Annotated in this window: 15 protein-coding genes; 6 read left to right on the forward strand and 9 right to left on the reverse strand. The window is 41.4% G+C overall.

The features are described from left to right. Nucleotides 1-274: 274 nt before the first annotated feature. Nucleotides 275-676 (forward strand): hypothetical protein, encoded by a 402-nt coding sequence (locus FNW02_RS08320; RefSeq protein WP_191757069.1) that lies wholly within the window; start codon nt 275-277, stop codon nt 674-676. Nucleotides 677-773: 97 nt separating this feature from the next. On the opposite strand, the gene FNW02_RS08325 is transcribed toward FNW02_RS08320, so the two are convergent. The 3 genes from FNW02_RS08325 to FNW02_RS08335 all read right to left on the reverse strand — a co-directional run bounded on the left by FNW02_RS08325 (nt 774) and on the right by FNW02_RS08335 (nt 3,633). Further along, nucleotides 774-917 (reverse strand): four helix bundle protein, encoded by a 144-nt coding sequence (locus FNW02_RS08325; protein WP_225225511.1) that lies wholly within the window; start codon nt 915-917, stop codon nt 774-776. 128 nt (nt 918-1,045) lie between these two features. Then, on the reverse strand, nt 1,046-2,383 hold the full coding sequence (locus FNW02_RS08330) for a MurT ligase domain-containing protein (protein WP_191757070.1): 1,338 nt from the start codon (nt 2,381-2,383) through the stop codon (nt 1,046-1,048). Nucleotides 2,384-2,754: 371 nt separating this feature from the next. Beyond that, a complete protein-coding gene (locus FNW02_RS08335; RefSeq protein WP_191757071.1) occupies nt 2,755-3,633 on the reverse strand; it encodes a bile acid:sodium symporter family protein in 879 nt (292 codons plus the stop codon). A 429-nt stretch (nt 3,634-4,062) separates the two neighbouring features. Here FNW02_RS08335 and FNW02_RS08340 point away from each other — a divergent pair, with 429 nt between their 5' ends. Further along, nucleotides 4,063-4,650 carry a thylakoid membrane photosystem I accumulation factor gene (locus tag FNW02_RS08340; RefSeq protein ID WP_191757072.1) on the forward strand — a complete coding sequence of 196 codons (588 nt, stop codon included), beginning with the start codon at nt 4,063-4,065 and terminating at the stop codon, nt 4,648-4,650. A gap of 206 nt (nt 4,651-4,856) precedes the next feature. Further along, entirely contained in the window at nt 4,857-5,465 is a 609-nt protein-coding gene (locus FNW02_RS08345) for a hypothetical protein (RefSeq protein WP_191757073.1), read from the forward strand. 265 nt (nt 5,466-5,730) lie between these two features. Here FNW02_RS08345 and FNW02_RS08350 read toward each other — a convergent pair whose 3' ends face one another. Next, entirely contained in the window at nt 5,731-6,741 is a 1,011-nt protein-coding gene (locus FNW02_RS08350; RefSeq protein ID WP_191757074.1) for an SPFH domain-containing protein, read from the reverse strand. 239 nt (nt 6,742-6,980) lie between these two features. Beyond that, entirely contained in the window at nt 6,981-7,412 is a 432-nt protein-coding gene (locus tag FNW02_RS08355; protein ID WP_191757075.1) for an NfeD family protein, read from the reverse strand. Between the two features lie 233 nt (nt 7,413-7,645). On the opposite strand from FNW02_RS08355, the gene FNW02_RS08360 reads away from it, so the two are divergent. The 3 genes from FNW02_RS08360 (at nt 7,646) to FNW02_RS08370 (ending at nt 10,942) form a co-directional block, all read left to right on the forward strand. Further along, complete coding sequence (locus tag FNW02_RS08360) at nt 7,646-9,625, forward strand: protein phosphatase 2C domain-containing protein (RefSeq protein ID WP_191757076.1); 1,980 nt, start codon at nt 7,646-7,648, stop codon at nt 9,623-9,625. Between the two features lie 96 nt (nt 9,626-9,721). Further along, nucleotides 9,722-9,970, forward strand: a complete 249-nt coding sequence (locus tag FNW02_RS08365) for a hypothetical protein (RefSeq protein WP_191757077.1) — start codon at nt 9,722-9,724, stop codon at nt 9,968-9,970. A gap of 750 nt (nt 9,971-10,720) precedes the next feature. After that, nucleotides 10,721-10,942 carry a ferredoxin-thioredoxin reductase variable chain gene (locus FNW02_RS08370; protein WP_191757109.1) on the forward strand — a complete coding sequence of 74 codons (222 nt, stop codon included), beginning with the start codon at nt 10,721-10,723 and terminating at the stop codon, nt 10,940-10,942. Between the two features lie 4 nt (nt 10,943-10,946). Here FNW02_RS08370 and FNW02_RS08375 read toward each other — a convergent pair whose 3' ends face one another. The 4 genes from FNW02_RS08375 to FNW02_RS08390 form a co-directional block, all read right to left on the reverse strand. Next, nucleotides 10,947-11,168: a hypothetical protein gene (locus FNW02_RS08375; RefSeq protein ID WP_191757078.1), complete on the reverse strand. Its 222-nt coding sequence runs from the start codon at nt 11,166-11,168 to the stop codon at nt 10,947-10,949. A gap of 120 nt (nt 11,169-11,288) precedes the next feature. Further along, nucleotides 11,289-12,080 (reverse strand): YdcF family protein, encoded by a 792-nt coding sequence (locus FNW02_RS08380; protein ID WP_191757079.1) that lies wholly within the window; start codon nt 12,078-12,080, stop codon nt 11,289-11,291. 339 nt (nt 12,081-12,419) lie between these two features. Next, entirely contained in the window at nt 12,420-12,920 is a 501-nt protein-coding gene (locus tag FNW02_RS08385) for a hypothetical protein (protein ID WP_191757080.1), read from the reverse strand. 13 nt (nt 12,921-12,933) lie between these two features. Then, nucleotides 12,934-14,478: a bifunctional aminoglycoside phosphotransferase/ATP-binding protein gene (locus tag FNW02_RS08390; RefSeq protein ID WP_191757081.1), complete on the reverse strand. Its 1,545-nt coding sequence runs from the start codon at nt 14,476-14,478 to the stop codon at nt 12,934-12,936. Nucleotides 14,479-14,550: the final 72 nt, after the last annotated feature.

Consider the following 14,550-nt stretch of genomic DNA (forward strand, 5'->3'; position numbering starts at 1 on the left):
GAAATCTTGATAAGAACTAAAAATTAAGGATTTGATAGTTTAACGTTGTAGCAAACCTTTTACCTGTATTTAAGTCTATTTTACAGATTTATTTAACTCTAAAAACAAGTTATTTTAGTATTTTATGTGACAGTTTTTTAGTTAGACTTTCACATTTTCTTAAAAGAGCTATTGACAAATTTGAATAAATATTTCTTTATCAGTTTAAGTCTCCCTATTTAGCCATAAGATTACAGGGTTGTAAGGTTTATTTGATAACCTAATAAATTGCCCTATGGATTGTAAAACAGCTACTTTGGTCTACCAAACTGAAAATCATCTAGAAAAGATTCGTGAGATTTTTCCAGAGGCTTGGAAGTTTTTAGAGGAACAATCTTTTGCTTATATTCAGGGGAAGGAAGACAAGTTTGATTTGGCAGTAAAAGATTTAATTGGTGAATCAAATTTCAAATATAGAATGGTTCACCGTGATGACAAAGACCAATTAACGAAAGATCTAGGAGATTTATTAGGTGATATTACATCGCGGTTACTTCTAGAGAAATATTTTTCAGAACTAGTTGGTCAGCAACTTTTCTTTAGCACTATTTGTTGTAATAGTCATATTACCGCTGACCACGAAATGAGTTTAGAAGAGGTTTTACCAATACAGTGTGCAGCAGTCAAGTTGCAATAGGATTGGGCATGGGATACTGGGGACTGGGGACTGGGGACTGGGGATTGGGAGTAGAAAAGAATTTTCCCTACACCAAGTACCAATATCCAGTACTCAATTACCAATTAGCTGCTCTTCGTAATTGATCGCTCAAATTGAAACGCTCAAAATCTGGCAAACTATCTGCTAGTCGATAAGCCGCTTTTAGCAGCTTGAGGCTATCTTGATAGAAGTCTAAAGACTCAAAACCTCTATCTCCCATATCATCCCAATCTAAAGTCTCTCAATTCTACGAGAGATTTTTGCCCAGTCCCCATTGCCCCTTATCCCCAGAGGGGGCCCCGAGTTCCCCAGTCCCCAATCCCCAGTCCCCAGTCCCCAGTCCCTAACTTAGAGAATTTTACGACCAGTTAATACTTCTCGCACTTCTAGCATGGCTGAATAAGTTGGCAGAATGTGTAAAGTTTCATTCTTTGGTGTATGCTCTAATGCAGTCGCGATCGCCTGCTTTAAATCTTCTTCGACAATCAAATTTAAGTTAGTCGGAGTGGACTTTTCACTATAGCGTAAGCGTAGTGCCATATCATAGACGCGATCGCCACTTACTACTAAAGTCCCCCCGCGTTCTACTAACTTCTCTGTATCAACATCCCAAATCCAGGATACATCAGTACCATCGGGCGTGCGATCGTTCAACACCAGTAGCGTAGTTTTATCGGTACTTTGAGTAACCACGCGAATTGTTTCATTTGTGCCCACGGGGTTTTTTGATAATAGAATCCGTACCCGTTTACCATTTATTACCAAATCTTCAGCACGACCAAAAGCAGCTTGGAAGTTGTTAATAGTATCTCTGATTGTCGCTTCATCAACTCCTAATTCTTTGGCAGCAGTAACAGCAGCTAAAGTATTATATTTATTGTATAAACCGACAAGAATTTGTTGCCATTCGCTGCTTTCTAAAGTTGGTTTACTTTTACTAAAGCCGCAGTTAGGACAGGTAAAATCTCCTAAGTGCGACAAATAGACACCTTGATAATCTAAGGAATGTCCACATCTAGGACAATATATAGAATCAACGGCGTGAGGAATTGCTTCTAGATAGTGTTTTGGTTCATTCAAGCCGAAAAATAACACGCGTTGAGGTAACTGCTGACCGAGATAAGATAAAGTTGGGTCGTCAGCATTTGGAATTACCACCGTTTCTGCTGGTAGAGTAGAGATTACCTTTGCCCAACGCTTACTAATTGTGTCTACTTCTCCGTATCTATCAAGTTGATCGCGGAACAAGTTTAAACAGAGAATGATTTGCGGTTGGAGTGGTGTCAATACCTTCGGTACAATATTTTCATCTACTTCCAAAATGGCATAATCAACATCCAGCGTACCCACTAAGTTGGTGTTCTCTATAAATGCTGTCATTAAGCCATTTTCTAAATTTGCACCTGTAGAGTTATGAGCGATGCGGTAGCCTTTGCGTTCTAGAATTGTGCATAAAAGCAGCGCTGTGGTAGTTTTGCCATTAGTACCAGCAATCAAAATCACCCCGTTTTTCACTTGCTGACTTAATAGTTGCAATAATCGGGGTTCGATACGACGAGCAATTGAGCCTGGTAATACACTAGCAGCACCTAAACGCAGCGATCGCACTAAAAACGTCACGCTTTTTGCTACTGACACCGCTAAACCAAGCCGCAGTCTATCTATGAGTTGTATTTTCTTTACCACATCTGTACCTTAATCCTCTGGGGATTACTGACTAATAGTCTTTAGTTTCAAATTTAATCCTGTGAGTCTAGCGAATCCTGGCTCAAAAAGCCAGTCCTAACTTTATAAAAAGGCGTCGGGAAAACCCATTCCTTCTCGGTAGGTAAAGAAAGACGCCCCGACGCTGTTGACGGTTAACAGTCAACAGTTAACAGTCAACACTCAAAAGTCAACGTGAAATCCATCCCCTTTTAGGGGTGGGATGAGCTTAAGATGATTCGAAGCCGACCGTTAGACTCTCCAAAGCACCGCTTGCCAGAGATAATTTTAGTAAGCGTTATTTTAAAAAATAGTGCGTGGGCGTAATTATAAACTTATGAGGCAAACTATCTTTATTCTTTCAACAGGACTTGGCGATGACTAGCCCACCAAGCAAATCCAGCGCCAGTTACAAACATTAGTAGACCATAAATTGCCCCAGGAATGGCCATTGTAGGAGTATTCAGCAGCGTAGGGGTAGAAGCGATCGCGATCGCCAGAGTCCCATTTTGAATTCCTACTTCTACTGTAATTGCCGTAACGCGTTTTTCTCCTAATCGGGTTAAAGTAGCGATCAAAAAACCTAAAGCCATTCCAACCACATTCAAAACCAGAGTTGCCCAGCCCACATCTATTACATAAGAAACAAAATTATTCCGTTCTCGCAGCAGCACTCCAGTAATTATCACCGCCAGGAAAAATAAAGACAGCCACTTCACAGGTTTATCTACCTTGTCTGCAAGTCCGGGTGCATACCGCTTGGCTATCATCCCAATTGCAATAGGTAGAAGTGTAATCACCGCAATCTGCAAAACAGTACTTAAGAACGGTAACTGTAGCGTTGTTCCTTGTCCCAAAAATGTCTGCATTGACAAATTTATGACCAGAGGAATCGTAAAAACCGTAATGAAACTACTAATAGCTGTTAGCGTCACAGAAAGAGCAACATCACCCCCAGCCAAAAACGTAATCATATTAGAAGTAGCGCCACCCGGACAGGCTGCTAAAATCATCACACCTACTGCTAATTGTGGTTCAAGGGGAAATACCGACGCAATGCCAAAGCCCACAATCGGCAACATGATCAACTGGGCTACTAAGCCAATCACCACCGCTTTGGGATAGATTACAACTCGCTTGAAATCCTCTAGGGTCAAGGTTAACCCCATACCCAACATGATAATAAATAGAGCTAGGGGCAGAAAAACAGCTGTCAGAAAATTTGTTTCCATCCTTAACCCATGTTGGTAACAATAAAAGTTCCTCTGGATTGTACCGTGTTATCGTTAAAATTCTAGTTATTGCTTGTGACAACCTAGCATTCAAACTAAAGCAAAGCGGGCAGGATTCACTGTTAAAATACGAGCAATCTGATTAAACAAGACCACAGCTTAGAATTAACTCAAATGATGCTTCAACTATCATTCTGGGTAAAGTATGGAATCCAATTCAGTAAAATTAGAAACTTGTATTTACAGTAGTTTTCTTTTGCATGAAGTACAAAACTACAGGTTTTGAGCCAGGAGTTACAAACTCTTAATATCTGATTTTGAGTCCTGATTATTGTGCCTCACTTAAAAAGCAAACTGCTGTATATCCAGCCCAGTTTGCCAAATTCAGCACAAACTTACGACAAATAGTAGCTTGCAAGGTTCTCTTTGATGAATAGCATAAAGTTTCTTTTTTTACATAACAAAATTACTGACTGGCGACGGTTGATGTCTAAATGCCTGCTGCTACTTGCTTGCCTGTTTATTCTGAGTACTCAACCTGCGTATGCTGGTATCGAGAACGATTTGTATGACGGCAACATTTTTGTGGTTTATGCTGGCAATGGTTCATTAGTTCCTCCCAGACAGACACTAGCACAAGCTTTAGCAGAACATAAACCCACGGTATTGGCGTTCTATGTGGATGACAGCAGCGATTGCAAAAAATATGCTATTTCGATTTCGCGGATACAGGAATTTTACGGTAGAGCAGCAGAAATTATCCCGATGAATGTAGATACCATCCCATCCAAAAAGACTTATGACTCTACAGAACCAGGATATTACTATTCTGGGGGTGTTCCTCAAATCGTGGTGTTTGATAAGTCAGGTCAAGTAGTTTTGAATCAGAAAGGTCAAGTACCTTATGAGGAAATAGACGATAGCCTTCGGCAAGTGTTTGATTTATTACCTCGCACCGAAACAGCACAGTTAAAGCGGCGTGCCTTCAACGAGTTCAGTAGTGAGTTAGCTAAATAACTTTTGGGGTAGACTCAATAGGTCTGCCCTAATTTTTCGTGCTATGTGCTACTACATTCCCCATTCTGGTAAGAGATAATATTTAAATATCTGCCTGAAATATCTACCATCTGACAACAAGTTAGGAGTTAATCCCTAGTTCATAGTCTATAGCGAATAACTAATGACTGATGACTAATTACTAATGACTAATAGAGTGTGTTCTGATGTCAAAGCTTTACACTACTGAGGAGCTAATCCAAATTTTGGCAGCCGAACGCCAAGCTTGCCTCAAGGGAAAGCGGCTGAAATTAGAAGTCCCGGTTTCTGGAAATCCTGTAATTGATCAGTTTATCAGAACTGATGGGTTGCAACAGTTTACTGCCTATCAAGATTTCAAAGCTGCCATTCACCAATACCAGAGAGAGCATCAAATTTCAGGTATTGTTTGGAAAGAGGTAAAAGTCAAAGGTAAAAGCTTGAAGTATCCAGAAGTGGACACTGAATTAATTGCGTTAACTAATGACTTAGAAGTATTGAAATCTGCAAAAAATTCTATTTTAAAATTTTGGTATGAAGTCACTGAAGGGATGGACTTATATTTGAGTTTTAATAATAGCAAACAATACCAACAAATTATCACACTTGATGTAGAGAGAATTGCTCAAAGAACAGAATGGGCAAGTTTGTGGAAGTGGGAAAACTCTAGCTTTTTGGAAATGATTTTACAGCTAGGATGGGGCAAACCAGAAGAAGCTTATTATAAACGAGGAAGACCGCGATCGGGTAGCGAATATGTTCATGCGGTGAATCCTGGAAATCGCCCTATTGGGTAAAAGGGACTGGGGAACTCGGGGCCCCCTCTGGGGATAAGGGGCAATGGGGACTGGGAATTGAGGACTCTTAAGAGGGGGAAAAGTTTAAAGGGGAAGGGGATAGTTTTTCCCTTTCTCCCTTACCCTTTCCCCAATCCCCAATCCAACCTCTTATACCATCTTGAAAAAATCATGCGACAGATAAACCACTGTAGAGACGTTGCAATGCAACGTCTCTACCAAAGTTGCATTATTATTTACTGTTTACTGTTTACTGTTCACTGATTTAATTGGGGCGGTTATTATTTACCGTTGGCATTTCACCACCAAACAAGGGGTTAGAGTTTCCACCAGTGTTGTCTGAAACAATGGAACGCATTCCCTCAAGAGTAGCAGGGATACTGCGTGGATCCATAAACATCACCTTGCTGCTATCGCTGCTGCCAATCTTTGTTCCCATTTCTAGATAATTTTGGGCTAGCAAAAACTGCAACGCTTCCTTTGCACCTGGTTCAGTTTTCATCGTGTTAGTGATAATTTGCAGTGCCTCTGCTGTTGCTTGTGCTTTCAGAACTTGCTGCTGGCGTTCTGCTTGCGCTTGCAGCACAATCGTCTTTTGTTGCGCTTCTGCTTGGAGAATTGTCGCTTTTTGACGCGCTTCAGCATCAAGAATTTGCGCCTCAGCTTTACCTCTAGCACTATTTACAGCAGATTCGCGATCGCCTTCAGAGGTTAAAATCGCTGCCCGTTTACGCCGTTCTGCCGACATTTGCAATTCCATCGACTCCCGAACCGCTTGAGAAGGAATAATATCTCGCAGTTCCACCCGTGTCACTTTCACACCCCAAGGATCAGTCGAAATATCTAAATCTCGCAACAAAAGTTCATTAATTTGAGCACGAGCCGTAAAAGTTTGATCCAACTCTAGTTGTCCCATTTCTGCGCGAATTTGGGTAAGCACCAAGTTGACCATTGCCGACTGGAGATTTTCTACCTTATACCAAGCTTTTTCCATATCGACTATGCGCCAATAAACCACCGCATCCACCTCAATTCCCACGTTGTCGCGGGTAATACATTTTTGCGGAGGAATATCTAAGACTTTTTCGCGAATGGTTTCTTGGTAAACAGTTTTATCTAAGAAAGGGATTACAAAGTTTAGCCCTGGTTCCAGTTTTTTGTTATAACTACCCAATCTTTCTACTAGCGCCTCATTGCCCTGACTGATAACTCTCACAGACCCAGCTACAGCAGAACCACCAAGGGCTAAAAAGACTAACAAAAATAACTGTTCCATTACGAGTCTCCTGATTTTTAAGTATTAAATGTCATTCAATAAGGAGTAGGGGGAGTGGGAGAACATAGCCCTATCAAGGTGGTGAAAAATCTGCTTTATCGGGATTTTATTTAGTGTCTTTGTGCCTCTGTGGTTAATTAAATTAATTTTTGTCACTACAAAGACACAAAGAACATTAAATGTTGAGCGCTACACCTTGACAGAGTTAGTGGGAGAACCCAATACCCTATGCCCAATAACTAAGAATGCAACAAGTTTTCTGGTATCACAATCAAAGTAGTGCCTTCTCTTCTAACCACATAAACCCTTTGATGGGGTGCTATGTCGATGTCATCGTCACATCGTGCCTGCCAAGAATTTCCCTCGTATAGTACCCGCCCTGTTTTCCCGGCCAGAATTTCTGTTAAAGTTTCAGCCATAACTGCATCTTGAAGTTTCGACTTGCGTCGTCGCGGTTGGAAAAAGCGGCGGGAAAGCACAACTAGCACGGTGGAAAGCAACAGCCAAACCAAAACTTGCAGCCATAAACTCCGCAAACCTACTTGAGACAGCAACGCCACCACAAAAGCGCTGATTCCCATCAAGAAAGCGATAAAAGCTGATGGTAAAAACAGTTCCATTAAACACAGAACTGCTCCTGCTATAAGCCAGATTAAGGTAAAACTTGGCATGACGCCATCCTAGAGACTACATTCACTTAAATGCATTTCTATGATTAGATACACCCAGAGGCTAACTATTTACAGAAAGCAAAACTTGGTCTTTTTACCAAAAATTTTGATTAATTTCAGTAACATGGTGTAGCCAGGGGTACACGAATCCAGTCTATTCTAGCCTTCAAGTCTATGGCTGCTAAATTTAATCGAAATTCACGAGTTAATTAGTTTGTTAAATTTATACCTTTATGATTTCTACTCAACGGGTAATTTATTGTATAAATCCAAGCTGCAATAACCCTATTAATCCTGTAGGAGATAGTCTTTGTACAAGTTGTCAAACTCCTCTAGTCCACCGCTATCTCTGGGCTATTGGTTCCTTTTCTAGAAAAATCCCACCAGGCACAAAAGTAGCAGATAGGTATGAGGTGATTACGTACCAGATTTGGCTGGATACTCAACCCGGACTACCACCTGATGTACCTGAAGAATTGCCAAAAGAAGTAGTTCCTTACCTACGATTATATCAAGAGCGGTTACATATACCCCAGGCTTATGGTTTTGCTCGTTCCTTTGAGGAAGATGGAAGTGATATTCTCTTGCTAGAAAATGTGCCGATAGATGAGACGGGACATATTTACCCGACTATTACTGATGCATGGGAGCAAGCAACAGCGGTACGACAAGTTTATTGGCTGTGGCAAATTCTTCAGCTTTGGACACCTCTATCGGAATTGGGAGTCGCTCGCAGTTTACTAGTGCTGGATAACTTGAGAGTTCAGGGTTGGTGTGTGCGATTATTGGAACTTGTAGAGACGTTTCATGAAACGTCTCTACATGATGAAACGTCTCTACAAAATCTGGGACAATATTGGCAACCTTGGGTCGCATCTGCAAAGACATCAGTAGCCGAAAAGTTAAAGAACATAGTCCAGCAGATGTGTGAAACTGAGGTAGAGTTAGAAGCTATTTCCACTCAACTCAATGAGTTATTACTATCATCCGTAGCAGAATTACCATTGAGCCTAAAAGTGTCTGGGGCTAGCGATACTGGGCCAGTAATGATACAAAATGAAGATAGTTACTACCCCACTGGTTCCAATAACTTAGATCACTCCATACTGCCGCTGTCAATTGTTTGCGATGGCATTGGCGGACATGAAGGCGGCGAGGTTGCCAGTCAATTAGCAGTACAGTCTTTGAAGTTGCAAGTTCGTGCCTTACTAGCAGAGGTAGCAGAACAAACTGAACTCGTACCGCCAAAATTGTTGCAGGAACAATTAGAGGCTAGCTTACGGGTAGTAAATAACGTGATTTATGCCCGCAATCAGGAGCAAAAACGCCAGGGTAGAGAACGCATGGCTACAACCCTCGTGATGGCAGTGCAAGTGCCGCAACGAGTACAAACAACTGCTGGATGGCGCTCAGAAAATGCCCATGAACTTTACTTAGTTAATGTCGGCGATAGCCGTGCTTATTGGATTACTCGCAACTATTGTCAGTTGCTCACAGTAGATGATGATGTGGCGACGCGAGAAGTACGCTTTGCCCGGAGTTTATATCGAAAAGCGCTTCTTAGACCAGATGCTACTGCTCTGACACAAGCATTGGGCACAAAAGATGCAGAATCCCTGCATATCAAGATTCAGCGATTCATTTTGGAAGAAGACGGTATATTGCTGCTGTGTTCTGACGGTTTAAGCGACAATAACTGGGTAGAACAATCTTGGCAGGATTACGCAACAGCAGTATTGACACGTCAACTTACAGTTGAAGATGCTGTTCGCAATTTGATTAATCTGGCAAACACGAAAAACGGTCATGATAATACGTCGGTTGTTCTCACTTATTGCCGTGTTTCATCAGAGTATTTAGTACCTTTTACTCCAACGCAGCAGTCATTAGAGATTGTCGAAACAAAACAACAAGAACAACAAGAACAAGAAGACTCAACTTCTTTCACAGAAAGTTCGCAAGCATTGCTAGATTTAGACCTAGATTTGGATATTTCAGAGGAACCATTTATAAGCCCAAAAATTCCATCAACCTTAATTAGAAAACCTAATCGCAATAAACGCTTGGTAATGCTGGCGAGAGTGTTGGCGTTGCTTGTGGGGAGTACAAGTTTGGGATTATTTGCTTGGTTGCAGCTGAATCCTCAAGGATTTCAACAAATGTGTCGGCAACTTCCCCAAGGAATGCAGCAACTTTGTCTACCTGGGGATTAGGGATTGGGGATTGGGGATTGGGGATTGGGGATTGGGGACTGGGGAACTCGGGGCCCCCTCTGGGGATAAGGGGCAATGGGGACTGGGGAATAGGTTATGCCGAAATATCGCGGTATTAAGGATGAATGTCGCGGTATTGATAATGAAAATCGTGATGTTGATGATGAAAGTCGCGATATTGCTTATGAAAGTCGTGATCTTAAGGATGAATGTCGCGGTATTGATAATGAAAGTCGCGATTTTGATGATGAAAGTCGCGATATTGCTTATGAAAGTCGTGATCTTAAGGATGAATGTCGTGATCTTAAGGAGAAATGTCGCGATTACATTCAAGGTGATGGTTAATGAAGTGGTGATAACTGGTGAGCTGATATAGGTCAGCGATCGCACCACACATAACTCTACATCACATCTTGCACTAACGTAGGAGCGACAATACTACTTGGCAAAACTCAGCGTATGTATCTAGTTAAGTAGAAATGCCTCAACAGTGCATCTGTATAATCTTAGATCTAAACGATCGCTTTGTGAAACCGTCTACTTTTCAAAAAAGCAATTAAAACGAGATATAGCTATGGACTATCTACTACATAGCCAAAAGTTTAACTAATTTTCTACTTAAGTATTACAAAACCTAACATAATTTATATCTGATAAATTACAACTAATTTATTGTATGATATTAATGATTTTCTGGAGGCGTCAGGCTTGTATACGTCAATTAATACTCACATAAAACTAACTGCAAACCAAGAAATATTGATGGCTAAACACGTTAGTTTTGCCAGATATACTGACAGTTGTGGACTAGCTATATGGAGTCAATTGTACAAATATAATTCACTCTTATTAAATAATTTTTTCAATAATGAAGTGAAGCCTCACACTCTTAAGAACCAAAAGAAAGAATGTAGTAAAAAACTTATCGAAGTTGGCACGGATGCCTAAAACGTGCCTGAATTTGAAAGGTTCAGTGCGTCGTCGCGCCCCTTGAAATGTTAAGAAATGGCTGATTACATCAAATCTTAGGCGGTTTAATCGTCTATTTTATAGCAGATACTTGTGGAAAAACAAAAGTTAGGTGTGAATGTTGTTATGAAAGTTGGCGATCGCGTCCGCGTTAAAGATTCGGTAATAGTTTACCATCATCCTGAGCATAAAGGTCAGGCTTTTGACCTCAAAGGTGAAGAAGGCGAAGTCATAGGTATTGCCACAGAATGGCAAGGTAGACCTGTAAGCGCTAACCTGCCAATTTTAGTCAAGTTCAGTAAAAAATTTAAAGCTCATTTGCGTGAGAATGAGTTAGAAATTATCTGAACATTCAGCGGCGGCGAAACCACTGAAAAATATTCAGTTCGCCGCGCATTTTTTCTAAATCTTGGCGGTTGCGTTCTGCTGTTGTGTAATACCATTCACAGTAACTTTGAAACTCTAACCGCGTTTTAACTTCTTGATAAAACTGGTGGGTTGTTTGGTGAGTGGCAAAGGTTTCCTCAGCTTGTGGTTGAGGAACTGGGAGAATATAGGGTAAATTTTGAGACATAATATTAATTGAGTTAAAAGTTAGGAATTAGGAATTTTGAACTTGAAAAGCTAAGTTTTGCATTTAGTAAATTAGCGCATCTAATAATTAATAACTCACAACTCTTAACTCTTAACTGTATTAAAGCCAACCGCGCAAGCGATATATAAAAGTACCAACGTACTCTTTTACAGCGGTGGTAAATTGGTGTAAGTTGTCAGTATCAGGTAACAAATTTAGTATAGCGGCTTTGGGCGTGCTGCCGAGTTCTTGCAGTTCACCTTGACTGACAAGAAAGTCAGTAGGTGCAGGAATGGCATTAATCCCTTGACGTTGGAAAACTTTAAGCGATCGCGGCATGTGCATTGCCGAAGTTACTAACAACACTTGACGAATTCCACGAGATTCGAGAATTTTCTGGACATTTACAGCATTTTGATAAGTGTTGAATGAGTCAGGCTCTTGAACAATTGCCTCAGATGGAACACCAATAGATGTGAGGATATTTGCCATATCTGCCGATTCTGGTGAACCATCGCCGCGCCAATTGACGCGACCCCCACTCAAAATGATTATCGGAGCTTTTTTTTGGCGATATAGTTGCGCGGCGTAAATTACGCGATCGCCTGATTCACTCAAATCAACCGTAGGTCTTGGAGGGAAAGCTGATTTTGTTGCGCCACCCAAAACTACAATTGCTTCTGCATTTGGCATTTGGGCAGGTGGGATATTTTGCCATTCTAGCGATCGCACCAGTGATTTAGCCAGCCAAGCATTACTGCAACATAGCAGTAAAGTTAGCGCTAGAGTAATTGCGATCGTCGCAATGCGCGGTCGTTTCCACAACGTCACCAGTGCAACTACCAAACTCACGCAAGCTAGTCCCAGCGGGTAAAAGAATAGTGGCAATAATTTAGAGAGATATAAAAACATACTGGAGATTGGGGATTGGAGGAGTAGGGGAGTGGAGAAAGAGGGGAGAGACAAAGGAGAGATCTGCTCAATAATTCCTGCTTATTTTCCTAGAGCATCGATTCAGTAATTGCAAAAACCTGATTTCTGTTCGGTAAAACGACCAATTTTCGTTTGTAGAGACGTTGCATTGCAACGTCTTTACGAAATAACAATGCAACATCCCTACGAAATAATCAGTTTTTTTCGCCCCCATCTTGAATACTAAATCGGTGTTCTAGTCCCCAGTACCCAGTCCCCAGTCCCCAATCCCCAATCCCCAGTCCCCAATCCCCAATCCCCAGTACCCAGTCCCCAATCCTACCTTTCCCAAAACTTAAAATTAATACTTCCAGGAGTACGGCGGTAACGACGGGTAGCTTTTCTTTGCTGTTTAGTAGCTCTCTGGTTAATTTGTTCCACTTCGCCATTTTCTGACTCTTCTATTTGCAACTGAGTTCTAGTTTCTTCCTTACTGCCCCACCAAGCAATAATCCAGCCTCCACCTAAAGCACCTAGAGCACCTAGGAAGATACTCATGGGGGCAGGATAGCCTAAAAACACAAAGCCAAGCATAAAAAATAACCAGTATTTTAGTCCTGTATCGACACCATCAGAGGACGCTACAGATGGAGGCTGGCGGCTATTTTTGCTGGCATTTGTGATCCAGCCCAAGGTGAACCCCCCCATGATCCCCAGAAAGATGCTTAGGGCTGGTGAAGACCTTGTCATCAACAATATAAAGGTTAAAAATGCCCCAAATAACAATTGAGAAAAGAAGTCTGGAGAAATACCTAAAAAGTCATTCTTTTTGTCTGCCATAAGATGATAAAGACTATTGGCGAATTATTTGTTTTAATTGTGCCTGTTGTGGTTGAGTTGTATCCAAAATCTTCACGTATGGTTGTTCTTCTTCAGTGAAAGGTTCCGCTTGCTTAAGTTGTGAGGCTAATAAATCGGCAGTGGCATCAGCAATATCACCAGTGCGATTAGCAAGGCGTTCTTGCAAAACTTCTAAAGGTGCTGTGCAGTTGATAATTTGTAGAGGAAGTTGGTGCATTGTAGCTTGGGCGATCGCTTCTTGTCGCAACTGCTGGCGGTCATATTTAGCATCCAAAATCACTGAAAAACCTTGTTTAGCCAATAGAATTCCCAATTCCAACAACCGCCCATAAGTTTTCTCGGTCATCTCAGGTGTATACAAATCATCGCCACCTCTTTCCCACAGAGATATTCCCCCCAAATGTTTCCGTACAGCATCAGAACGAACATGAATTGCTCCTAGTTGACGAGCTAAATATCGTGCTGTCGTACTTTTTCCCGAACCTGACAACCCCGACATCAAAATCAGTTGTCCTTTTTGAGGTTTAGTATACTCCCAAGCTTGTTTGTAATAGTCAGCGGCGGTTTTTGTCGCCTCTTCCTTTACTGTCACAGGTACACTAGCATCGTCTAGCAAAAACGAAGTGACCTTTGCTCGGACATAAGCTTGACGACTCAAATACAAAGGGAGTACTTGTAAGCCTTCCCAGTCTCCAGTTTGCTCGATATAGGAATTTAAAAACGCATTACCTAAGTCGTGGCTTTGTCGCGCTTCCAAATCCATCACCGTGAACGCCACATCATACATCACATCGACAAAGCGAAACGGCTCATTAAACTCAATGCAATCAAACAGCATGATTTTGTCGTGCCACAGAGCAATATTTCTCAGGTGTAAATCTCCGTGACATTCACGAATGTAATTATTTTGAATTCTATGAGCAAATAATTCTGGACGTTCTATAAAAAAGTTATCTGTATATCGTTTTGTTTCAGTAAACTGCGCCTGCGTCTGGGGGCCACCGATATACTTCTCAGTTTGTTGATAATTTTCATCAATTGCAGCCCGGACTTGCGGTACTTCACCAAAACTCCGAATGTAATCATTCGTCTGTGCTTGGGCATGGTATTGAGCCACCACCCGTCCCAACTCTTCTAGGTGTGTCTGGTTTAGCTTACCTTTTTCAAAAAGTGTACTAAATAGGGACTCTTGGGGAAACTGGCGCATCTTCAGCACGTATTCTACAGGCTTCTCTGTTCCCCCTAAATGGTATTGCTCTCCCTCTACAGTTACAGGTAAAACTTCTAAATACAGTTCGGCTGCACCCCGCTGATTTAAGCGCAACTCTTCGTGACAAAAATGCTGCCGCTTCTCTAAGCTGGAAAAGTCCAAAAAGCCAAAATTCACAGGTTTCTTCAGTTTATAAGCATAATCTCCAGTCAGCAGCACATAAGAAATATGAGTTTGAATGAGTTGAATAGGTTCTGTTACTGTATGGGGATAAAATCCAGGCTGCAACATTTGCTGAATTAAAACTGGAAGTGTTGCTTCTGTCATCTGTTTCCTCTGCGGTTCAAATACAAAAAAACCAGGAGTTTCCCCCTGGTATCACAAAAATCATTACATACT

This window comes from Komarekiella delphini-convector SJRDD-AB1, from assembly GCF_014831675.1.
In the GTDB taxonomy this organism is placed as follows: domain Bacteria; phylum Cyanobacteriota; class Cyanobacteriia; order Cyanobacteriales; family Nostocaceae; genus Komarekiella.